15 protein-coding genes and 1 pseudogene are annotated in these 21715 nt (G+C 46.6%); 12 read left to right on the forward strand and 4 right to left on the reverse strand.

Translation table 11 applies throughout. The features are described from left to right. Positions 1-23 precede the first annotated feature (23 nt). Positions 24-686 (reverse strand): FadR/GntR family transcriptional regulator, encoded by a 663-nt coding sequence (locus tag MJA45_RS03025; RefSeq protein WP_315605827.1) that lies wholly within the window; start codon positions 684-686, stop codon positions 24-26. 144 nt (positions 687-830) lie between these two features. Between MJA45_RS03025 and MJA45_RS03030 the strand changes: the two genes are divergently transcribed. From MJA45_RS03030 to MJA45_RS03050, 5 genes are all read left to right on the forward strand, one after another. Next, positions 831-3197: a helix-turn-helix domain-containing protein gene (locus MJA45_RS03030; RefSeq protein WP_315605828.1), complete on the forward strand. Its 2367-nt coding sequence runs from the start codon at positions 831-833 to the stop codon at positions 3195-3197. 182 nt (positions 3198-3379) lie between these two features. Next, positions 3380-4924, forward strand: coding sequence for an extracellular solute-binding protein (locus tag MJA45_RS03035; RefSeq protein ID WP_315605829.1), 1545 nt, complete (start codon positions 3380-3382; stop codon positions 4922-4924). Positions 4925-5015: 91 nt separating this feature from the next. Next, complete coding sequence (locus MJA45_RS03040) at positions 5016-5933, forward strand: ABC transporter permease (protein ID WP_315605830.1); 918 nt, start codon at positions 5016-5018, stop codon at positions 5931-5933. A 12-nt stretch (positions 5934-5945) separates the two neighbouring features. Continuing rightward, positions 5946-6836: a carbohydrate ABC transporter permease gene (locus tag MJA45_RS03045; protein WP_315605831.1), complete on the forward strand. Its 891-nt coding sequence runs from the start codon at positions 5946-5948 to the stop codon at positions 6834-6836. 11 nt (positions 6837-6847) lie between these two features. Further along, complete coding sequence (locus MJA45_RS03050) at positions 6848-7900, forward strand: sialidase family protein (protein ID WP_315605832.1); 1053 nt, start codon at positions 6848-6850, stop codon at positions 7898-7900. Between the two features lie 161 nt (positions 7901-8061). On the opposite strand, the gene MJA45_RS03055 is transcribed toward MJA45_RS03050, so the two are convergent. Then, positions 8062-9519 (reverse strand): DHA2 family efflux MFS transporter permease subunit, encoded by a 1458-nt coding sequence (locus MJA45_RS03055; protein WP_315605833.1) that lies wholly within the window; start codon positions 9517-9519, stop codon positions 8062-8064. A 426-nt stretch (positions 9520-9945) separates the two neighbouring features. Here MJA45_RS03055 and MJA45_RS03060 point away from each other — a divergent pair, with 426 nt between their 5' ends. Further along, positions 9946-10743, forward strand: a complete 798-nt coding sequence (locus MJA45_RS03060) for a hypothetical protein (RefSeq protein WP_315605834.1) — start codon at positions 9946-9948, stop codon at positions 10741-10743. 156 nt (positions 10744-10899) lie between these two features. Here the strand turns inward: MJA45_RS03060 and MJA45_RS03065 are convergent. Then, positions 10900-11616: pseudogene (locus MJA45_RS03065) on the reverse strand (aminoacetone oxidase family FAD-binding enzyme); the annotation flags it as partial. An 86-nt stretch (positions 11617-11702) separates the two neighbouring features. Between MJA45_RS03065 and MJA45_RS03070 the strand changes: the two are divergent. The 3 genes from MJA45_RS03070 (at position 11703) to MJA45_RS03080 (ending at position 16516) form a co-directional block, all read left to right on the forward strand. Continuing rightward, positions 11703-13289 carry a recombinase family protein gene (locus tag MJA45_RS03070; protein WP_315605835.1) on the forward strand — a complete coding sequence of 529 codons (1587 nt, stop codon included), beginning with the start codon at positions 11703-11705 and terminating at the stop codon, positions 13287-13289. A gap of 225 nt (positions 13290-13514) precedes the next feature. Then, a complete protein-coding gene (locus tag MJA45_RS03075; RefSeq protein WP_315605836.1) occupies positions 13515-13730 on the forward strand; it encodes an XRE family transcriptional regulator in 216 nt (71 codons plus the stop codon). A 722-nt stretch (positions 13731-14452) separates the two neighbouring features. Next, positions 14453-16516 carry a hypothetical protein gene (locus tag MJA45_RS03080; protein ID WP_315605837.1) on the forward strand — a complete coding sequence of 688 codons (2064 nt, stop codon included), beginning with the start codon at positions 14453-14455 and terminating at the stop codon, positions 16514-16516. A 291-nt stretch (positions 16517-16807) separates the two neighbouring features. Here the strand turns inward: MJA45_RS03080 and MJA45_RS03085 are convergent, their stop codons facing one another. After that, positions 16808-17575, reverse strand: a complete 768-nt coding sequence (locus MJA45_RS03085) for a stalk domain-containing protein (protein WP_315605838.1) — start codon at positions 17573-17575, stop codon at positions 16808-16810. Positions 17576-18315: 740 nt separating this feature from the next. Between MJA45_RS03085 and MJA45_RS03090 the strand changes: the two genes are divergently transcribed. From MJA45_RS03090 to MJA45_RS03100, 3 genes are read left to right on the forward strand one after another with little or no spacing between them, the layout of a single operon-like run. Further along, positions 18316-19401, forward strand: a complete 1086-nt coding sequence (locus MJA45_RS03090; protein WP_315605839.1) for a hypothetical protein — start codon at positions 18316-18318, stop codon at positions 19399-19401. Positions 19402-19432: 31 nt separating this feature from the next. After that, complete coding sequence (locus MJA45_RS03095) at positions 19433-20101, forward strand: hypothetical protein (protein WP_315605840.1); 669 nt, start codon at positions 19433-19435, stop codon at positions 20099-20101. Positions 20102-20132: 31 nt separating this feature from the next. Further along, positions 20133-21701 carry an EVE domain-containing protein gene (locus MJA45_RS03100; protein ID WP_315605841.1) on the forward strand — a complete coding sequence of 523 codons (1569 nt, stop codon included), beginning with the start codon at positions 20133-20135 and terminating at the stop codon, positions 21699-21701. Positions 21702-21715: the final 14 nt, after the last annotated feature.

The raw sequence follows: 21715 nt of genomic DNA on the forward strand, positions 1-21715 counted from the left end.
CGCTGTAAGTCAGCCGCAACCGATCAAGGGCGCCCGGCCTGCAAATGGCGGCGGAGAATCGCAGCGGCCCTGTCCGTTTCCCCTTCGCGGATTGCATCCAGGTACTGCCTATGCTCCTCGGAGCTTCGCCGAACCTCCTCTTCGGACAGGAGGGCCTCCTCTTGCAGCTTGAGGAAGGGCTCAGCCAAGTAGAGCAAGGTCCGGTTCCCCAAGGAACCGATCAAGGTCCTATGAAATTCCGCATCAAGAGCCGCCCGTTTCTCGGGCTCAAGCGCCGGGTCGGACAGCCGCTCGGCCATGGCCTCCAGCTTGGCCCACGTATCCGGGCTTGGCTGCAGATTCAGGGAGAGGGCTCCGGCTTCCAGCACGTACCGAAGCTCATGCATTTCCATAGCGGACCGGTCCTTCATCCGCATAACGAAGGGCAGCTGTTCCAGAAGCGGATTGAGGAAATTCGCGGCGACAAAGGTCCCTTCCCCGTGCTTGATCTCCACAATGCCGAAGCTCTCGAGAGAGCGCAGGGCTTCCCGGAGAATAGCCCGGCTGACGCCGAGGGAAAGGGACAGGTCGCGCTCGGCAGGCAGCTTCTCTCCGGGGGCCATCCCGTTCTGGAGGATCATCTGCTTGAGGTTCTGCCCAACGATCTGGCTTAAGGTGTAGCGTTCGGTTTTATCTAAAGGCTTCATGACGGCGGACAGCTCCTAAGGATCCTATAATGTAGTGGTCAGACCACTGGTAGTGTAATGCATTCTTTTTCCTTTGTCAAATGATAGGTCGGGGAAGTCTGCAGCGAAACTTAAACGCCTTGTGGCGGATTGGGGAGGTCCCGAATGCGAGTCAACCCTTTGTCCGGCGGCCGGAATCAACAGGTTTATTACAAGCTGGTTACTTTTGTTCTGCTGCTGTCCTTCCTGCCCCTCGTTACGGTCAGCATCGTCTTCTACCATAATGCCAAAACGGCCATGCAGCAGGAGCTGCTGAAGGCGAATGCCCAATATTTGAAGCAATCCGCCAACGCGGTGGAAACGGTGATCAATCAGATCAGCCACAGCTTTAGCCAGCTCACCATGGAAGGCACTACTATGCAGCAGTTCGAGCAGTTCCCGCGCGGCTTGTATTACGAAGCTCTTTCAGGTGAGCTTAAAGACGAGGATTTGCCCAGCTTGCAAAGCTACCTGCGAGAGAAGAAGCAAGTCTTTCAGAACTTGAGGACCTTAAAGCTGTCGGGCGAGTTCATTCACTCCGTCTACTACTATGACAACGCCAAGGGCATCATCCTCACGTCCGATATGCTGCAGTATACCCCCGACCAATTTTATGACCAGGAATGGGACCGCTACCCGAGAAAAGATGTATCCTTCCCCGTTATTCTCGATATCCGAAACTCCAGTCAGCCGAACGGCCGGATCAAAAAAGTTATTCCCCTCATTTATAAAACTTCCATAGACGGAAACTTCCTCTCTATTAATTTGGATGCCGATGCCCTGTACAGAAGCTTTCTAAGCAAAAAAGGAAAGACGGATAACCCTTTTTTCGTGCTCTCTTCGAACGGGCGCCTCATGCTGCACGATCAGACGAACGATGGAATGGAAGGGATCAGCTCAAATCAGGCTTCTCATAAGCCGCTTGGAGCCGGAGAGGAAGCTTATATCGAAGAGGAGCTGGAAGGCAAACGCCTACTTGTTACGTATCTGAAGTCGGACCTCTTGGGCTGGACCTTCGGGATGGCCGCCCCGGTTGATCAATTGTACAAGAGCGTGGCGAACCTAAAGGGGCTGATCATCCTCATCTCCTTCTTGCTTGCCGTGGCCACCGGCCTCTTGGCTTTTTTTACCGCGCGCAACCTTTACGCACCTCTTTTCCGGCTGCTGCAGTTTATCAAGCATAAGGACAATGGGTACCGTCCCATGGACAGGAACGGGGGGGCCTCCGGAGAGTGGCAGCTCATCCGAAACAGCCTGGAGCAGGCGTACGAGGACAGGGAAAGCCTGGCCGCACGCTTGAAGGAAAGCCTCCCGGCCTATAAAGAAGCCTTCGTCCGGTCTTTGCTCCGTAAGAACGCCTATACTCCCGATTATATACGGGAAAGGATAGAGTATTTGGGAATCGGACTTCCGTCCGGCTCTCTCCTGCTTATGGCTGTTTCGGTGGAAGAGGCCGGCAAAGGACAGGACATGATCGAGGAAAGCATAAACAAGCTGCGAATCGGCGATTGGATTGGCCAGTCCCTGCCGGCGGATCGGCCGCACATCGTGTCGGAAGTGGCGGAAGGGTTATATGTGGCCATTGCGAACGGAGGAGCGTCCGATACTGCCGCCTGGTTTGCTTCCGCGGAGAAGGTCATCCGCCAGCTGCAAACGGGCCTGAGCCGGAAGGCTTCCATCGGCATCGGAAGGCCCTGTCCCGCTATCGAACATATTCATCGTGCTTATGACGAAGCAGCGGAAGCTCTGCGTTACCGGAGGCTTGCCGGCGGCCGGGAAGTGATCTACATCGAGGATGTCAGTCTCGAGGGCACTCCTTTGCTTGCTTATCCGAAGGAGAAGGAGGAATCGTTAACCAGCTATATAATTAATGGGGAAACGGAACAGGCGAGACGGGTGTTTGCGGCCATGACGCAAGAAATCGGAGCACAGGGGAGCAAGCTTCATTACCATCAGATTCAACAGGCATACACCCAGGTGCTGGGAAGTCTCGTAGCGGCGGCCCATCATATGAAGCTGGACTTGAATCAGGTCACCGGGGAGAAGAACAACCTGTACAGCGTTCTGCTTGACCAAAACGACAGGCAGGCGACGGTCGCCTGGCTGGATGGGATCATCGTCCGGTTGTGTGCCGAGATCGGCAATGCTTTTCGGAATAAAAACAACCGTCATGTCGACCAGGCGGTCCGGATGGTCACGGAGGAGTTGGCCCGGCCGGTTACCCTGGCTGCCGTTGCGGAACGGTTGAAGCTGAACCCATCCTACCTTAGCCGCATTTTTAAAGAACAGAAGGGAGAATCGTTCTCCGACTTCATCACCCGGATTCGAATGGATAAAGGCAAGCAGCTGCTGCTCGAAACGGACCTCAAAATCAAGGAGATCGGGGAACAGGTCGGCTACCAGAAAACCGACTACTTTATTCGTTTGTTTAAAGAGTTCACCGGAATGACGCCGGGTGAATACCGGCAGAACCGCAGCCTGCCCCAATCCTGACAACATACCCCAATCATGACCTTTCCTTCTCCCGGGCAATCTCATGTCATGACTGGGGGGATGAAGTAAAAGATCCGGTGTTCTCCGGACGGGAGCCGGCTTGTATAATAACCCACAAGTGCACTTGGTGGCCCGGCCGGCCGATTTACTTATTCATGTTGATCATTAAGGGAGGGAAAAGGATGTCCCACAAGATTGTTCGGTCCACTCTCGTTCTGGGGTTAGCCTTCTCAACGATTGTGGGCTGCACCCCCGCCAAAGAGAATGAAAGCGCTACCGGTGGCGAGTCTGCCGGTCCGCAGGCGGGAAAGAAGGCGGAGAAGGTTTACGTTTACGCCAACTTTGGAAATTTGGGCAATACGAGCGTGACGACGAAGCCCGAAGCGCTGCAGGAAGTGCAGGCTTATATCAAGGAGAAAACCGGCATCGAAGTCATCCCCATCATACCGCCCAAAGGGTCGGAGGCCGACAAGCTGAACATCCTGCTCGGCTCCAATGAACCGCTGGATATTTTCAGCGGAACGATGGCGACGCATCAGCTCAAGGGGGCGGCCCGGCCCCTTAACGACCTGCTGGATAAGTACGGGGCGAATGTCAAGAAGCTTTGGCCGATGGACTGGAAAGCCTCCTGGGACGCCCTGACTACCCAGGACGGCAAGATCTGGGCGATTCCGGCCGTCCCTCCCGTGGCGGGCAATACGGTATTGGTCCGGGAGGATTGGCTGAAGAAGCTTAATCTCCCCATGCCGAAAACGATCGACGAGATGGAGAACGTACTTAAGGAGCTTAAAGACAAGGATCCGGCGGGCAACGGACAAACCATTCCGCTGCTGACGGACCTTCCGGGCTTGTACGGCTCCTTGGCCGCGGGCTACATGAACGTGGGCTACGGCAACTGGGTGGATAAGGACGGGAAGGTTAAGCCGCCGCAGCTGAATCCGGGGTTTAAGGATTTCCTCGCGAAGATGGCGGATTGGTACAAGAAAGGATACCTCTACAAGGAGGCTTTCTCGACGGACCGGACCCGTCAGATCGAGCTGGTTAAGCAGAATCGCGTGGCGGTAGGAGCCCTTTGGAATACGACGATAACCGCAAATGAATACCTGCTCAGGCAAAACATTCCCGAAGCCAAGTATACGGTCGCCGCCGACCTGCAGGGGCCGCTTGGCCATGTGACGACCATCGGGGGAGTCGGAACGGGCGGCATCATGATCAACAAAAACGCCCAAAATGCCGAAGCCGCGATGAAATACATCAACTGGGTGCAATCCGATCTGGAAAATTACCTCACCGTGTTCTTCGGCATACAAGGAAAGCATTGGAAGTATGTGAACAAAGAGAAACATATTATAGAAGCCATCAATACGGATTATATGGGAGAGCTGGTCCCGGGGCTGAGCTTCGCCTACACCGTGCAATTCCAGAAGAACGATCCCTCTTTCGGGCCGCAGTTCGACTATATTCAGAACTACATTACGAACTTGAAGCGGGTCAAGCCGGCAGGCACGGCAGAGGTGGATTACCGCTTCGACGCCAAGACCCTTCAGCAGAACATTCCCACGTCAGGGGACATCAGCCGGATGATGGACCAGGAGATCATTAAATTCATTACCGGGGCCAGACCGCTCAGCGACTATGACAAGTTTGTGGAGGAGCTTAACAAGGCGGGACTCGACAAGTGGATCGAGACCTACACCGCCGAATACAACCGCGTGAAGGGCAAGTAAGCCTTCTTACGTAAAACGGCCTGTCGGTCCGGCAGGAGGAAAATTCCCGGCGCAGGCCGTTCTTACCTCCCAAGGGAACGGAGATGATGGAATGAATGCGAGCCTATGGACCTCCATGCGGAAGTATAAGCTGGAATATGCCCTGGTTGTGCCGGGAATGCTGTATTTTCTTATCTTCCACTATGTTCCCATATACGGCATTATTATCGCCTTTAAGGACATTGCCCCTTTCGAAGGCCTAAGCGGAATCTTCTCCTCCGAGTGGGTGGGACTTAAGCATTTTCGGGACTTTATGAACTCGTACTATTTCTGGGATATTCTCGGCAATACCCTGATCATCAGCTTTTATCGGATCGTCTTCGGATTCCCAGCGCCGATTGTGCTGGCTCTCCTGATGAATGAGGTCCGGCACAGCGGATTCAAAAGGGTCGTGCAGACCATCGCTTACCTGCCGCATTTTCTGTCCATGGTTCTGCTGGCCGGACTGGTCACCGCCATGCTCAGCCTGGACGGAGGCTTCGTGAACGGGTTTATGGGGTGGCTCGGCTTCGAGCCCATTCCTTTTCTGACGGATAACCAATATTTCAGGTCTGTCCTGATCGGTTCCGGGATTTGGAAGGAAGCCGGCTGGGGAACCATTCTTTATTTGGCTGCCATTGCAGGGATCGACCAGCAGCTTTACGAAGCGGCAACCGTTGACGGGGCCGGCCGTTTCCGGCAAATCTGGCACATTACGCTTCCGGGCATCCGGCATATTATGGTCATCCTATTTATCTTGTCGGTCGGGCATATTCTCGATGCCGGCTTTGAGCAGATCTATTTGCTGTATTCGCCCCCGGTCTATCAGGTGTCGGACATTATCGATACCTTTGTTTACCGCAAGGGGCTGGTCGAAGTGAATTATTCTTATGCTGCGGCCGTCAGCCTGTTCAAGTCCGTTGCCGGGGTCATCCTCATTCTGGGTGCCAATTATATAGCCAAGAGGCTGGATCAGGAAGGAATCTGGTAGAAGGGAGAAGTCATGCGAAGAAGACATTGGAATAAAGGAGAACTCGCCTTTCAGGCAGCTAACTATTCGCTGCTGGCCCTGCTGTCGCTCCTGTTTCTTGTTCCGCTGCTGGCCATCGTCTCCACCTCGCTCGTCGGGGAGACCGAGCTCATGCGAAGGGGGAGCTTCATTCTGGTTCCCGACAAGCTGGACTTCTCCGCTTACCGGGTCCTTCTGGCGGACGGCTCCTCGTTGTACCGCGCTTACGGGATCACCGTAGCAAGGGTGGTCGTGGGAACGGCGCTTAACCTGCTGTTTACCTCCATGCTCGCTTACGGGCTGTCCCGCAAGGGGATGCCGGGGCGCGAATGGATGATCACCCTTATTTTCCTTACCATGCTGTTCGGAGGCGGCCTGATTCCCACTTATTTGCTGCTGAAGTACCTGCATTTGACCGACACCTTCTGGGTGATGATCGTGCCTGGCCTGATTAGCGCCTGGAATCTGCTGATCATGCGGAATTTCTTCTCGCAGATTCCGGAGAGCCTGATCGAATCGGCCACCATCGACGGAGCGACGCCCTTTACCATTCTGGCGCGCATTGTGTTCCCTCTCAGCTTGCCGACCTTTGCCACCATCGGTCTTTTCTATGCGGTGGGCCATTGGAACGCCTGGTTCGATGCCACGATTTATATCAACAATCCGGAGCTTCTGCCGGTGCAGGTTCTGCTTAGACGGGTCGTCCTGACCATGTCCAGCCAGGATTTGAATGCGGATATTATGGGGGCCCTCACCAACAAACCGACCCCGCAAAGCTTACGGGGGGCGATGATAGTTCTGACGACCGTCCCAATTCTGTTCGTGTATCCGTTTCTGCAAAAGCATTTTATCAAAGGGGCCTTGACCGGTTCCCTTAAAGGATAGGAGAGAGGAAGATGTTGGAGCAAAAAGGGAAGATCGTTCTGGATCTGCGGCCGGGGCCCGGCAATCCGCGCAACAGCGAAGGGGCCTTTCTGGAAGGGAACGACGGAGGGCTGCTGTTTGTATACAGCCGCTTTAACGGGGATTCGCCGGATGACACGGGAAAGGCCTGCGTGGCCGCAAGACGGTCGGAGGACGGCGGGGAAACATGGAACGGGGATGAAATAATCGCGACGCCCGAGGATCATGGCGCTCACAATTTGATGAGCGTTTCCCTGCTCCGGATGCAGAACGGGGAGATGGGCCTCTTTTATTTGCTGCGGTTCGGCTGGAACGATACGCGGCTGCACCTGCGGCGTTCTTCGGATGAGGGGAGAAGCTGGAGCGAGCCGGTATGCTGCATTCCCGGACCCGGTTATTACGTGACGAACAATGACCGGGTGATGAGGCTCTCTACGGGAAGGCTGGTCATCCCCGCCGGGTTTCACAAGATGAAGACGAACAGCACGACGGACTGGGCTTCGTTCGACGGCAGAGCGTTCGCTTGTTTCTTCCTCTCCGACGATGACGGCCGGACGTGGAGGGAGGCCAAGACCTTCTGCGCCATGACGGTCCCTCACTCCAAAAGCGGACTGCAGGAGCCGGGGGTCGTGGAGTTGGAGAGTGGGGTGCTCTGGGCTTGGGCCCGGACGGACATGGGGTACCAGTACGAGATGTTCTCCATAGATGAAGGGGAGACATGGAGCCAGCCAACCCCGTCACGTTTTACCTCCCCGAATTCTCCTCTGTCCATGAAGAGGGATCCGAACGGCGGGCAGCTGTTGGCGGTCTGGAATCCCATTCCGAATTACGAAACGAGGGAGCTGGAGAAGCATTCCTGGGGCCGGACTCCCCTTGTTGCAGCCATAAGCCGGGATGAAGGCAGAAGCTGGGGAACCCCTTTTGCCGTGGAGCGGGTGGAGGACCGCGGGGGTATTGTTATACGGCGATTCATTTTACCCGGGAAGCCGTTCTGCTTGCTTATTGCGCTGGCGAACCGGAGGATGGGATCTGCCTGGCGCGGTTGAAGATTCGCAAGATTCCGCTTTCGGCGCTGTAAAGGCATCGATCAAAGATACCAGACGGCAGCTGCACAGCAAAAAAGCCCCCAACGAGGATGCTCGTTGGGGGTTTTTTACAGGCCATTTGCGGTAAGCCAACCAACCCGAAGAAGGGACGGCTTACCCGATCAGGCCGCCTGTTCTTGGCCGATAGAGGCAGGGTCTTCTTTTCTTTTGCGGACGAACAGGGAGATCGGCAGGGCGAGCAGAACGAGACCGGTCGCCAGCAGGTACACGTCGTTGACGCTCATGGTGAAGGCCTGCATGGTCACGACCGGGTTCATGCCGCCGGCCTGCTGAGCGAGCTCCGTTGAATGGACGGAGGTCCGGGAAGCCAGCATCGAGGTGAAGATGGCGATGGAGAAGGAACCCATGACGTTCCGCACCCAGTTGCTGATCGACGAAGCGTGCCCGGATTGCTGAACGGGAATCTGCTCCATTCCCGCGTTGCTCGCCGGCATCGTCGTGAAGGCAATGCCCACGTTGCGCACGAGCATCCACCACACGATATAGCCGTGAGAGATATTGACGTTCAGCCAGCCGAGGGCGAGCGTCCCGATGGACATCAGGGCGATGCCGATGACCATGAGGATAAGCGGCCCGACCCGGCTGTACAGTTTGCCGACGATCGGCATGCAGATCGCCATGGCGAGAGAGGCGGGCAGCAGAATCAGTCCCGTTTCGAGCGGGGTGACGCGCTGGATGTTCTGGAGGAACAGCGGTGTCAGGAACGTGCCCGAGTACAGGCTGACGGTGACAATGCTCGAGATGGCGAGCGTAATGGTGTAGCGGGCGTTCGCAAGTACCCGCACATTCAGAAGCGGGACCTCGGCCTTCAGCTCGCGCCAGAAGAACAGCCCGAGCACGACCACGCCGAAGACGATCAGCGACACGATCCGACCGGAGCCCCAGCCCCACGAATGGCCTTCGCTGAAGGCGATGAGCAGGGACAGGCTTCCGAGTACGGCGCCGAGAAAGCCGAGCAGGTCGAACGATTTCGGCACATTGAGCCGGTAATAGGGAATGAGCCGGGCAACCAGGGCGATGGACACGAGCCCGATCGGCACATTCATGTAGAACAGCCATTTCCAGCTCAAGCTCTCGATTAACCATCCGCTCAACGTGGGCCCGATAGCCGGACCGAGCATAGCGGAGAGCGACCAGAGGGCGATCGAGACCGGCTGCTTCTCACGCGGGATGATCTGGTAGATGATCGTCATCGTGGCGGGCATGACCAATCCGCTGAAGACACCTTGCAGAACGCGGAATACGATCAGGGACGACGTGTCCCAGGCCAGTGCGCAGAGCATGGAACAGACGGTAAATCCGATCAGGGAAGCGAGATAAAGACGCTTGTAGCTGAACCGGTCGCCGAGAAAGCCTGTCACGGGAGCAATGGTCCCCATGGCGAGCATGAAGCCGGTAATGGTCCATTGGATGGTGGTCAGATCGGTGTGGAACTCCTGCATCAACACGGGAATGGCGATGTTGATGGTGCTCATGCTGAGGATGGTGAGGAACGAGCCGAAGAAGATGGCGATCATCACCGGCCAGTAACGCAGATGGGGTACTTCGTCGTGTTTCAAGTGGCGCCTCCTAATAGTAAATGGGGTTAATCATTCATTAATAAATGGTTTATCAATAAAATGGATAGACCCCATCTTACTACCGTTTATAAAGGCTGTCAATAATTTCATGAGAAGAACAAGGGCGGGCCATGGCCGAGGACCGGCGGAATGTTTAACGGTCTTTCGGAACGGTTAATGGTAAAGAGTTCCTTCTTTACCGGGAACCTCCTTCCCTCTCCCAGAAGAAAGCGCTATCATCCTGACGAACTAGAGAGGAGGGAACGAATCTGTTGAGAGCCGGGCTCAGACCCGTCTATTTTCATTCCTTATAAAGGAGGAAACCTGTTACGGACCTAACATGATTTCCTATAGAACGAACTAATTGGGCAAGGTGCCCTGGAAATAGGGAGTAACCAAATAAGACGATAGAGGAGGCGATAACGGATGAGGAGGGTGGTTTGGAGCGTGTGTCTCTTGGCGGTGCTGGCCGGCTGCGGAAGCCCGATGGCCGGGAACAAGCTGCCGCCGGGGCCGGGCTTGCAGGCACAGGCGTTAGGAGCGGACGGAGGGCTGACGGACAAGAGAGCGGCCCGGGAGGAACAGCCGGCCGAGGTATTGGCCACTCTTACCGTGCTGGGGGAAGAGTATGTGGCTTTGGCGGCTTCGGAGAAGGTCATTAAAGTATCCCCCCAGACGAAAAAGGACCGGTGGACCCGGGAGCAACTGCTCGCCATGCCCGGCGGCATGAACCGCATGCTGGAGCAGCTCCCTCAGACCAAGTCGCTTTCGGGGACCCTCACGCTCAAGAAAGCCCTCTCCTTATCCGAGCTGGAGGCGTTCCTATCCGGGTATGGGCTTCAGGTGGAAAGCTTTCAGCTGCGCCGGTTTGAGAAGACGAAGGAGGGGTCCTATGAACGGCTGACCTACATGGCTTCTCCGCGTAACGGGGTCCTGGTATCGGACGAGCTTCGGGAATTGGAGGAAGCTCCCCATTACGTGGGAGTGATTTCCCTAATCGGAAGTGCGGACAAGGATGACTGGCTCCGGCTCAGCCGGGATACCCATGTGTTCTCGGCGGACCTTTCTTCCGCCCGTTTGAAGGAGGAGCTCGGAAAGAATCCCCGCATCCGGGAGCTGCTCGACCAGGGAGGCCGGCTCGACATTCAGGTGCCCAATCTCTACTGGGAGCTGGAGGATGCGGGAATCGTCCAGTACGAAGACTCATCCCTAATGTCCCGTTGAAGCGGAGAAAGCCGGAGGGCCGTCGCTTGCCCCTCCTTGGCTCAGGAAGGCGGACATACGCACCTCCAGCCAAAAAAGGGTGGCGCCGGGATTATCTCCCTGACGCCACCCTTGTCTGTTTAGCCGGGAGTGTCCCGAGCCCCGGCACGGCGAAGCTCATTCCGAGCCAGCCGCCTCTTGGGCGGCACTAGCGCCGGCGGTATGGCCGGTCACGAAGGCGGCGGTGATGTTATACCCGCCGGTGTATCCGTGGATGTCGAGGATTTCTCCGCAGAAGAAGAGCCCGGGCATCCGCTTCGACTGCATCGTCTTCGGGTCGACTTCCTTCAAGTGAACGCCTCCACCCGTGACGAACGCTTCCTCCAGGGAGAGCGTTCCGTTCACCTCGATCGGGAAAGCCTTCAGCAGCTTGGCAAGCTCGGCCCAGGGCTGCTTCGGAATATTGGCGAACGTCGTCTCCTCCTTCAGCCCGGCCCGGCTGAGCAGGAGGGGAAGGATCCGCTCGGGAACGGCGGTACGCAGCACGTTCTTGATCGCCTTGCGGGGCTCCTCCTCCGCTAGCTTCCCTATCATCGCCTGGACTTCGTCCGTGGAACGCCCCGGGAAGAAGTCGACCGTAACGGTGACGGTCCGCACCTTGAACTGCTTCCGCAGCTTGACGACGAATTGGCTGCAGCGCAGCACGGCCGGTCCCGAGAGCCCGAAGTGGGTGAACAGCATGTCCCCTTCGTGCTCGATGACCTTCTTGCCTTTCGGGTTCCACACCGAAAGGGTAATGCCGCGCAGCGCCAGCCCCTGCAGCTCCCGGCTGCGGATGAAGGGCTCGTCCGACGTCAGGGGAACCTCCGTCGGGTAGAGCTCGGTAGTAGTATAACTAATTTAACAGACCAAATATTACTAAGTTTGCTATAATAGTTATACTACGTATTGCTATATCCCACAGAAGGAGTTTATAGAGTATGAGCAAGATTAAGGTTGCAGTTTATAGTCGTGTAAGTACAGGTTCTACTGAACAAAAGAATAGTTTTGATAACCAACAGCATTATTTTAAGACGAAGTACGCAAGTGATGAGACTTATGAATTAGTTGAAATGTATTCTGACAGGGGTGAGACTGCCACTGACGTTATACGAAGAGATGGTTTCCTTCGTATGATAGCGGATGCTGGAGTTGACTATACTACTATTCATGGCGATATTGTATTCTTTGAAACTGAAAGAAGTCCTCTATTTGAGGAGATTCATATTACCAATTCAGCGAGATTCACGAGGGACTTGGGAATAATAAAGTTGATTCGTGTTTTATGGAATAAAGGGGTGTACATTGTTGCAGTTGATGGGGTCTTTAACACTAGGGATGACCCAAATGATTTTAGAAATATATTAGACATAACCCTAAATCAGAACGATTCAGTAATTAAAAGTAAAAATGTAAAAAAGGGTCACAAGCGTAGTGCTGAGCGTGGTAATTTATTTGGCGTTTCAGGTCTTTATGGTTATGATTACACCCCATTAACAAAAACCCTTTCCATAAATGATAAAGAAGCTAGTAATGTAAGATTGATTTTTGAACTTTATCTCGAAGGAATAGGAGAACAAAGGATTGCAAATTACTTAGAAGAAAAAAATATTTTGACCCGTAAAGGTCAGCCATTCAAGAGGGTAACGATCCGCAAAATGCTTACTAATGAGAAGTATTATGGAACTCTTATTAGGAATCGAATAGATCAGGGTGGTGTATTCAATAAATACAAAACTCATAAAATAAGACCTGAAAGTGAATGGATTATTACACCTGATCGTATACCCGCAATTATAACCAAGGAAGAATTTGATAAGGCTCAGGAGTTACGTGCTGGCAAAATACATCATGTATCACAAAGAGGGCGTAATTACGGAAAAACTGAATTTTCTAGTAGGATTGTCTGTTCTATCTGTGGCAGTTATTATGTGATGTGCGTAGATAAAAACCAATATTATGCTTGTTCAAGAAAACGTACAAAAGGGGTTAAGGCTTGTAATAGTATAAGTCTTAGGAAATCGTATTTAGAGAACTACATTCAAGAGCTAATGAGCAATGAACTTAATAACATTTTAGTAGGGATTCAAAGTCAAGAAGTGATTCAACTTGCAAATGAAATAATTGCTATTCAAGATCAAATTGATTCGGATAAAGATTCTTATGTAGCATCATTGAAAGAAGAATTAACTGAATGGGAAGGACGAAAAGCTAATTTTGGTAAACTTATTATCCTGGGGACTTTTGATGATGATTTTATTAAAGAACATGACGCTGAAATAACAGGAAATATTAATAAATTGAAAGAACGAATAGCCGAAAACTCGAAAACAAATGAGCAATTAAGGAATGAAATCAGAGAGAATCAGAAAAAAATAAAAGAAATCAACAACGTAAGCATAAAAGGGAAATATACTAGGGAAGAAGTAGTTGGTGCAATTTCGTCTCTAACTGTATCTAGGAATAGAAAAAATCTACAAAGGCCTCAGATTCGTTGCTCTTGGGACTTTACTAAACTTCCCCAATAATTAGTTAGCCCTTAGCCTACCGGTTCTAATATTTATTTTTACTCAGGTTCATAAATAATAACTGTGAAGGGAAAAGTCAATAAAATATTAGGAATAACCAATTTTTGACATTAGCATATTATTATGGTATACTAAAATAGTAAACTGCCAACCACACATTTGAGAGAAGAGTCAATTGGACCTTCTCTTTTTTGTGCTTGCTAAATTTAAAGGGGGGAATATTTAATGGATTTTAACATCAAAGAAGAGTACAGAGCCAGAAGGCTTAAAAAACGGATAAGGATTAGAGAAATATCTGAGTTCTTAGGCTGTACAAAGGGGCTCATCAGCAACTGGGAGAACGATAGGGGATATATGTCTAAAGAAAAGGTAAACCGCTACATGCTGTTTATTGACAATTATAACGAAGTAATGAAGGTCGAAACCCTGTGTTGCCAATAAGAAAAATTAAGAACCTACAACAGATAATAGCAAAATTTTGGGGAGGGTGCTAATGGCGTAACCATCACAGGAGGGCTTCCAGCTAGCCAGCAAGACCCGTCATTTAAGAATGGTCTTGTGACCTCTCTACGGCCTATAATGGCGTTGTGATTGACCCTGCCAGGGTCTGGCCATTATGAAGTCAGATAACGCTCTAAGCACCATTTTGAACGCTACAGATGGCTTCAGGTTCAGAAGAACGTAAGTGGCAATTAGGTGGATAAATTTTGTTGCGATACAAGATCGCGGAACCTTGTTTCTTGAGCCAAGAGAGGGAATTTTGCGAAGCAATGTAGCGGGATTAGTAACTAAGCTTAGTTAAAGCTTTTTTGACATCTAGATTTTTGAAAACGATTACTATTAAATTTCAACAACAGACTATTTACGCAGTAGCTTGTTTTAATTAGAGGGGAAAAGATATTTATGTATAAAAATCAAGAATACTTCTATTGTTATAGTCCTAAGTTATTTGAGTTTTTAAAGATTGAAAAGAAGATTCCATATATTTGTCGTGGCATACACAGCAACACAAAAAAGAAATTTTGGCAGTTTGAACACTCAGAGGAACTATGGGATGCATTGAAAGAGTATAAACGGATTGGTATTGAGTTGGGGTTTATTCAGAGTAAATAAGTGGATCGATAAACAAATAAATTAACAAGGATTATAAAGGAGATAAGAATATGGACCATGATAAACAACAAGTTTTAAGTATTAAGGAGGATTTGTTCTGCACTATTAACAAAATAAAGAAGTGTAAGGTAAACATCTACGACTGCCAAGAGTTCAATCTTGATTCGAAGGAAAAAGAATTGAGCGAAAAGATAGCATCTGCCATCGTTAACAGGTTTGTTAATAACAATCAGAATGTAAATGAGAAACATAAGAAATACATTACTGAAATCGTAATAATATTGCTCAAAGGACAAGCATCTAGCAAACCTGACCTTATACCACTTGTAACTGGTGGCGGGAAATCAACAATTATCGAAGAATTTCTTATCTACATGTTGAAGGAGTTCTCAAATTATGGTGCCATTGTAACTAAAGAACGTAATGAAAGTCTTATGGATTTTGCGAATAGCATTAATCAGAAATTCAATGACCAAGTAGTCTATACAATGCATGGCTTTGATTTTTTTGAATGCAAGGCGAATGTAAGTATATGTATCTATACCGATTGTCATTACAAAGATCAATGTAGGTATTTTAACCAATCAAAGGAATCAATGAACTATCCTATTTTAGCGATTACTCATGCAAGGTTGAGCAATGATAATGAAAAAGAAAAGTTATACGAAAAGTATAATTCCTTCGTTGATAAGAACGGAAAATTACATCAACGAAAGGACTTATTTATAGATGAAAAGCCTACGCTTATAGACAGCTTAACTTTGACCACTGATCAGGTGAACAGACAGTTTAAAGTAATTCAGGAGGGTCTTGGTATTGTAGATGATTTGGGTGAATGGAATGAAACTGAAGTATCTAAAGAGTTTAAGAAAGCTATCGAAATGCTCGAAAATCTATTTGTCACGCCCAATGACAACGTTGGGAAACGTACTCCAATTCAAGCAATTAATAAGGAGTTTATATTTTCTAATAATTTTTGGGATACTTTCCGAACAGTATACGATTATTCCCAAGAATGTTTTAAAATTCCAAATGTGATCCAGTCGATAATTAATAATGGTGGACATAGTGAGGTTATTAAGCCTAAAAGGGTTAAGGGAAATAAAGATAATTGTGTCAAACAAATCATAGTTCATACCACTTATAATAAAAAAACTGAATACCCTTCAGAACTACACACTGTGATTTTTGATGGAACAGCTGATATTGATTTTAGCTACAGACATGATAAGTACCGGATGTTTGATTTTGAAACTATCCGTACTTATGAAAATTTAACCTTTTATTTGTGCGATAGTGTGAAATCATCAAAAAAGGCACTATCTGATGATGAAATGTTAGAAGCACTATGTTTGGAAGCAATAAAAATAGCTGATGAAAACCCAAACAGTAAAATTTATCTACCAGTTTACCAAGTGTATAAGGATACAGTGAGGGATCTTTTAAGTGATTACATTGAACGTGGTAGAATTAAAGTAGCACATTTCGGTTCTACCAAAGGCTCAAACGAATTTATGGATTGTGATATTGTGTTGTTAGGTGGGATAGTTCATAAAACAGAGAATTATTACATTGGGCTTCACAACGCTAAAAATGGCAAGGTGGAATCAAACATATACTGTGAAATGCAGGGTGGTAGACGATGCTTTAATAATAAAGAAATAGAAAAAATAAAAGTATTAGACATGCTTGTTGACTGCTCACAGGAAATTGCACGTAGTAGCCAGCGTAATAATTCGGAAAAAAAGGTTGGAAAAGTGTATGTATTCACTGATAATTACTTATTACTCTCCTTATTACCAACTAAATATCCAGCTAGTAAAGTTAAAAAGTGGAACCCTATGAAAATCTATGAAATTAAGATGAAACAGAAGAGGAAGCATTCACAGGTTATCAACGAGCCGCGATTATACGATTATTGGAAATCAGTTGAAAGTAATGTTATTTATATGGCTGATATAATGCTCGCAACTGGATTGTCTAAAGTTGTGCTCTCCAAAAAACTAAAGGCTCCAACAATTCAAGCTTTAATTTCTGAAAGTGGGTTTGAAATTCAAAATAATCCGATAGATAAACGACAGAAGATATATGTCAGAAAACAGGCTATTTCATAAGTTGAAATAGTTGTCAGGTTCCTATTAATAAATATTCTGTAGTGACCTGACAACTATTTTTTCTCATGTATAAGAAGAAAATTGGGTGTTAGGGTGAGAAAATCTCAAAGAAATCGAGCGAAGCGAAGATTGATTTGAGTTTTCCCCACGTGCTTGCTTGCAAGCGAGTGGGCAACGTCCAAGCCAGCGGCTTGCGACATCGAGTTAATATTAATCAATTGATGTGAGTTGTAAGGTCAAAACCTTAAGATCTAAAGAAGAGTGCCAAAAGGCACTCATGCTTTATACGTATTATTCAAAACTAAAAATAACTAGCTTGTTTGTATCGTCCAATTCAGTTGATAACTTTATCCCTAGCGTACTGAATAAATCTTTAAGTGGTATTAAAGATGATTGATCTTGTTTATCCATTACTATACCCTTAGTTTCATTTAGCTTCGTACTTATATCATATGATTTTGATCTGTCTTTATTAAAGTATTTCATTAATGTATACTGCTCATTTGCTCCACTAACCTTATGTTCAAAAGTCATATAATTAGATGCTACGTTAGAATCAGACACAAGGACACCTTTAATAAACGGATTCATGGATTGACTAACTGAATAATCTTTAAAAGCAATGCAGAGTAAGCTAACTGGTTCTGAACCAAATAATGAGTAAGGATTATTCTCATTATCTATACGAATCCACTGTGGGGTAGAAACGTCAAAAATATCCCCATTAATTTTCACGACTGCTTTATAACCGTTCATAATTTTATATGACTTTTGACTACCCTTATTAAGGAAACCTTTATCATTAATGCTTGCAGTGTTAGTAGAACCTTCCCAACTTACCTCCTTAGAAAACATTTCAGCTACTCTTCTCAAGGGTACATAGGTTGTTCCATCGTAAAGGATGTTATCGGCCTGAACTGTTTGCCCATTTACTTTTAAATTGACACCGTTGAAAACAACCTCAATTGTTTGTTTTACGCCATCTGCAAAGACTGTTCCTCCTAGAAGCAAAGAAGTGGATATTACTCCGGTTACAAATCCCTTTAATTCTTTTTTCAATGATATGACCCCTTTTTAGATGTGGTGGATTATTCCAATATTATACATGTGCATTGTTTCAGCTTACAACGATATGTTTTTAATTATTTGTTTTCTCAATACTTTGCTTTCAAACATCATGGAAGCTTTCTGAAGGCCAATTCCTTAGTATGCTTTCTTATATAGAGAGTAAGAAAGTAAAAAGACAAAGTACGTCAATCAGAGGGATTGAAATCGTGCAGAAGAAAGGTGTTAAATTCGATCTACCTAAGAGGATCACCAAAGAGTCTGTAGCAGTGCTCTTTAATGGAAGAATGGGGATTTTACAGCGGTTTAAGCAGTGCAAAAGGTTGGAATGAAGCCTTATATTTATTATCGAAGGGTTAGTGAATATGAGAATGAAAAGCATCCATTAGATAAGGATGCTTTGTTTGTCTAATGACGAAAAATACAAATTATGGCGAATTACCAATCTGCAATGCTAAACTATTGCTATCATGGTAAGGGAATATCTCTTGATGGGATGGAGGAATACTTTGAACTTTCATTTTGACCCGCGAGATGTGATTAAAGGTCCGTATATAATTTGTCCAAAGTGTGGAAAAGAATCATATGGCATATTGTTAGTCTATAACAACTCCTACAGTAGAAGATGTAAGAATTGTCTGTACCCAAAAGGGGATGAACCCCATGAGTCATTTGTGATTCCGAGAATTAACAAAAAGGTCATTTATTTAGACCAATTCGCAATAAGTAACATGATGAAAGTCTTGAATCCAAAAACCAAGGCAAATAAGAAAGGAATAGATGAATATTGGCTACGCCTATTTGAAAGACTAGATAGATTATGCAAGCTACAGTTGATAGTCTGTCCTGATTCTGAATACCACGATAATGAATCTCAAGTAACGGCTTTCTATTCGGAACTCAAGAGAATGTATGAGTTATTAAGCCATGGAAAAACATTTTACGATAAAGAAACAATTAAGAATTTTCAATTATTCGAACACTTTACCAACTGGCTGGTCGGTAAAAACTCTGTTGGTCTTGAACTTGATATAGATTCGATTGTACGCCGCGGGAACATAAATTCCTGGACAGGTAGGTTTATTGTTTCAGTTAATCGTGAGATAAATCTGGAAGCGATTGAAGCCTTGCTAGATCTTAGAAATCAGTCCTATTCTGAAATTGAAGGCATATTTCGGGTATGGAGTGAGTCGAAGAATACAGACTTCAATCATTGGTACAAGAATGAAGTTGAATCGTTTGGTAAAGGTACGCTGAATATGTATTTTAGGCATCAGCAAAAATTGTACGAACTATGGAATAATCCAGAGTTTGAGGACTTTGAAGCACTGCTTTCTTCTTCATCCGTTAGGCATGTCAACATGATGTTGAAGGTATTGGGTAAACATGGCGTGGAAGATGATCTAATGAAATTGTTAAAAATTGAAGAGTATTTCAAAACAGCCAATTTTGATAACTTGCCTTTTTTACATTTGTCAGCTTCATTGTTTGCATCGATTGCACGTAAAGCCGCGGCAGGTAGAAAGAAACCGCCTAATAGGGGGACGATGAATGATATTGAAATGATTTCAACATTCCTTCCTTATTGTGACGCAATGTTCATTGATAACGAGTGTGCAAGTTACTTAAACGAAAAGCCTTTAGTTGATAACATTGGTTTTTCTACAAAAATATTCTCTCAGGCGAGAAGGGAAGAATTTATGCAATTTTTAGATGGAATTGAACAAAGTGCTTCCCAAGAACATATCGAACTTGTAACAAAGGTGTATGGGGAGTCATGGAAAAAGCCGTATGTAACCCTATATAAGCCTACCAAGTAAATAATTGTGAAAAGGAGAAAGGAAGACATTCTTGGAAAACAAACGTTTGTTATGGAGAAGCTTTTGTTATGAACATCAAGTATTTGAACGGTCTGTGCCATTGTTTCAAACATCATTTACTAACAATGTTGATGTTTTTCCTTATGGTGCAAATAGGCGTTTATTGCTAAAGCGTAGTGATGTAATGGAATCCTTGGTCAGACAACAGTCCACAACTGTGATTGACGATTATCACAATAGAACAGATCAATATGATGGCTTGATATATATGATGTTATGGAAGTTGGAAGGAGAGATAATCCCCTTATACATAGGTAAAGCTGAGAAGTATGGAAAAAAAGGTGGAAACCTATCTGAGAACATGAAGGGAGATAGCGGGAAGTTTTGTCGCTGGGGATACAACTATGCATACCATATCGGTGATTTAAGTGCAGTTGTTTGCCCAGATCATTTACCAGAAAAGAGAACAAGGAAATATAAAAAGTGGGCAGAAAAGTTATTCGAAACTATACAAACTGATAGTCCTGTTCTCAGACAACAGACTTATTTCTGGATTTCACCTTGGTCTAAGGATTGGACGGGAATATGGAAGGATTATGGGAAAACCTCATTGACCTTTCTAGAATATCTCTTAATCGGGGTAGCAAGTGAAATCTACTCAGATACATTGCTGAACGATGAGGGAGTAAATAGAAAGTGACCTGGAAAAGCACAAAAAGAGGGGGAGAATCATGGATGAACGTAATTATAAAGAAAGTCTTGCAAGCAAGGGGTATGTGAAGGGGAGGGGGGAAGAGACTGAATACTATATTATTACTGCAAAGTACGGGGTTGATAACTATAAACTCACATTGCTAAGAAAAAATAAAGTTATCTTCGAGGGAAGTTACGAGGGTCTAACAAAAGCGAAATATGGTGCGTTTGAGTGGCTTCTTTGCTATGACCCTTCGATATTTAAGAGAAACGTTGTTACAATGGTTCATTATAAAGATGATAGAAAAAGTGGAGACCCTTGGGTAAAGGATACAAATATAGAGTTACATAAGAACTTAGAAAAATTTTTAGCAATACAAGGTCAATTAGAAAAACAGGAACGAACCCGCATAAATACATGGATTTTTCAGGGTAACCCTAGTCGTTTCAAAGTAGATGATTACTTACGAGAAAATCAAGATATTGTTTGGTCGATCAGGCAGGAGCATTACGTGAAAGATGTACAAGTCGGAGATACGGTTTATATATGGCGTTCTGAAGCTGGCAAAAAAGGCAACGGTGGTATCGTTGCTAGAGCGACAGTTACAGGCTTGCCGGTATCCAGAAAAGATGTAACATCTGAATATTGGGTAACTCCAAGTGATGCCAATGAAGTTCTACCAAGAGTCCCAATGCACGTACAGGAATTGGCACTTGAAGGTGACCATCTTAGTAGGGAATTTTTGAAGAGTAATCCCGTATTATCTAATCTGTTAATCCTCAAAATGAGCAATAATACTAACTACTTGCTTTCAGCCATACAAGCAGAGGAACTATTAAAGCAATGGAACAATAATGTGTCTAAAAGTTTCAATGTCTTTAGAGAAATCCCACTCCCTAACCCAGTGTCCCGTAACAGAGAGTATTCGTCGTACAGTGAAGATAAGAGAAATGAAGTGGTATATGAGTACCTTTTCAATAGTAATACTCACCGATGGATTGATGAGCATACCTTAGAACTTGATCCAGTATGGAGTCGGGGTTATCAAGCCATGGGTATCCTTCATCATTTAGGCTTGAAAAATGCTTTTAAGGGTCTGTTTAAGGGACTTTCAGTAGTTGAGGCTATTGATTTGATAAAACAGGAATGTTATGACCATCCAGCTGATCGTAATTTATATGCGCCAATTATTTCATCATTGAGTGGAATCAAAATTAATGAGCGTCAAGATGATGATTCTATTGGTGATGTTCATAGTGACGAGGGGAAAGAGTATCCCGAGGGGAAAATTGCATTCGTACTTCATAAGAAACGCGAGCGAAATCCTAAGCTAATTAAGGAAGCCAAAAAATTGTTTATCAGTAAACATGGACGATTATATTGTGAAGCCTGTAAATTTGATTTTCAACAAGTATATGGCGATAGAGGAAATGATTTTATTGAAGGGCATCACAATAAACTGGTGTCGGAAATGAAAGAAGGAGAAAAGACGAAGGTTGAAGACATTGCAATGCTGTGTAGTAACTGTCACAGAATGGTCCACAAAAAGCCTATAATAAATATTGAAGATTTAGGAAGGTTAATAAAAAGAGAAAATGAGCCATAAGGTTAGTTTCCTTG

The organism is Paenibacillus aurantius (assembly GCF_032268605.1).
Classification (GTDB): Bacteria; Bacillota; Bacilli; order Paenibacillales; family NBRC-103111; genus Paenibacillus_AO; species Paenibacillus_AO aurantius.

Coding starts and splice junctions, on each gene's coding strand:
- MJA45_RS03080 (WP_315605837.1), top strand. CDS start 14,453: ATGGACCATGATAAACAACAAGTTTTAAGTATTAAGGAGGATTTGTTC.
- MJA45_RS03030 (WP_315605828.1), top strand. CDS start 831: ATGCGAGTCAACCCTTTGTCCGGCGGCCGGAATCAACAGGTTTATTAC.
- MJA45_RS03090 (WP_315605839.1), top strand. CDS start 18,316: ATGAAAGTCTTGAATCCAAAAACCAAGGCAAATAAGAAAGGAATAGAT.
- MJA45_RS03050 (WP_315605832.1), top strand. CDS start 6,848: ATGTTGGAGCAAAAAGGGAAGATCGTTCTGGATCTGCGGCCGGGGCCC.
- MJA45_RS03045 (WP_315605831.1), top strand. CDS start 5,946: ATGCGAAGAAGACATTGGAATAAAGGAGAACTCGCCTTTCAGGCAGCT.
- MJA45_RS03100 (WP_315605841.1), top strand. CDS start 20,133: ATGGATGAACGTAATTATAAAGAAAGTCTTGCAAGCAAGGGGTATGTG.
- MJA45_RS03025 (WP_315605827.1), bottom strand. CDS start 686: ATGAAGCCTTTAGATAAAACCGAACGCTACACCTTAAGCCAGATCGTT.
- MJA45_RS03035 (WP_315605829.1), top strand. CDS start 3,380: ATGTCCCACAAGATTGTTCGGTCCACTCTCGTTCTGGGGTTAGCCTTC.
- MJA45_RS03040 (WP_315605830.1), top strand. CDS start 5,016: ATGAATGCGAGCCTATGGACCTCCATGCGGAAGTATAAGCTGGAATAT.
- MJA45_RS03060 (WP_315605834.1), top strand. CDS start 9,946: ATGAGGAGGGTGGTTTGGAGCGTGTGTCTCTTGGCGGTGCTGGCCGGC.
- MJA45_RS03070 (WP_315605835.1), top strand. CDS start 11,703: ATGAGCAAGATTAAGGTTGCAGTTTATAGTCGTGTAAGTACAGGTTCT.
- MJA45_RS03075 (WP_315605836.1), top strand. CDS start 13,515: ATGGATTTTAACATCAAAGAAGAGTACAGAGCCAGAAGGCTTAAAAAA.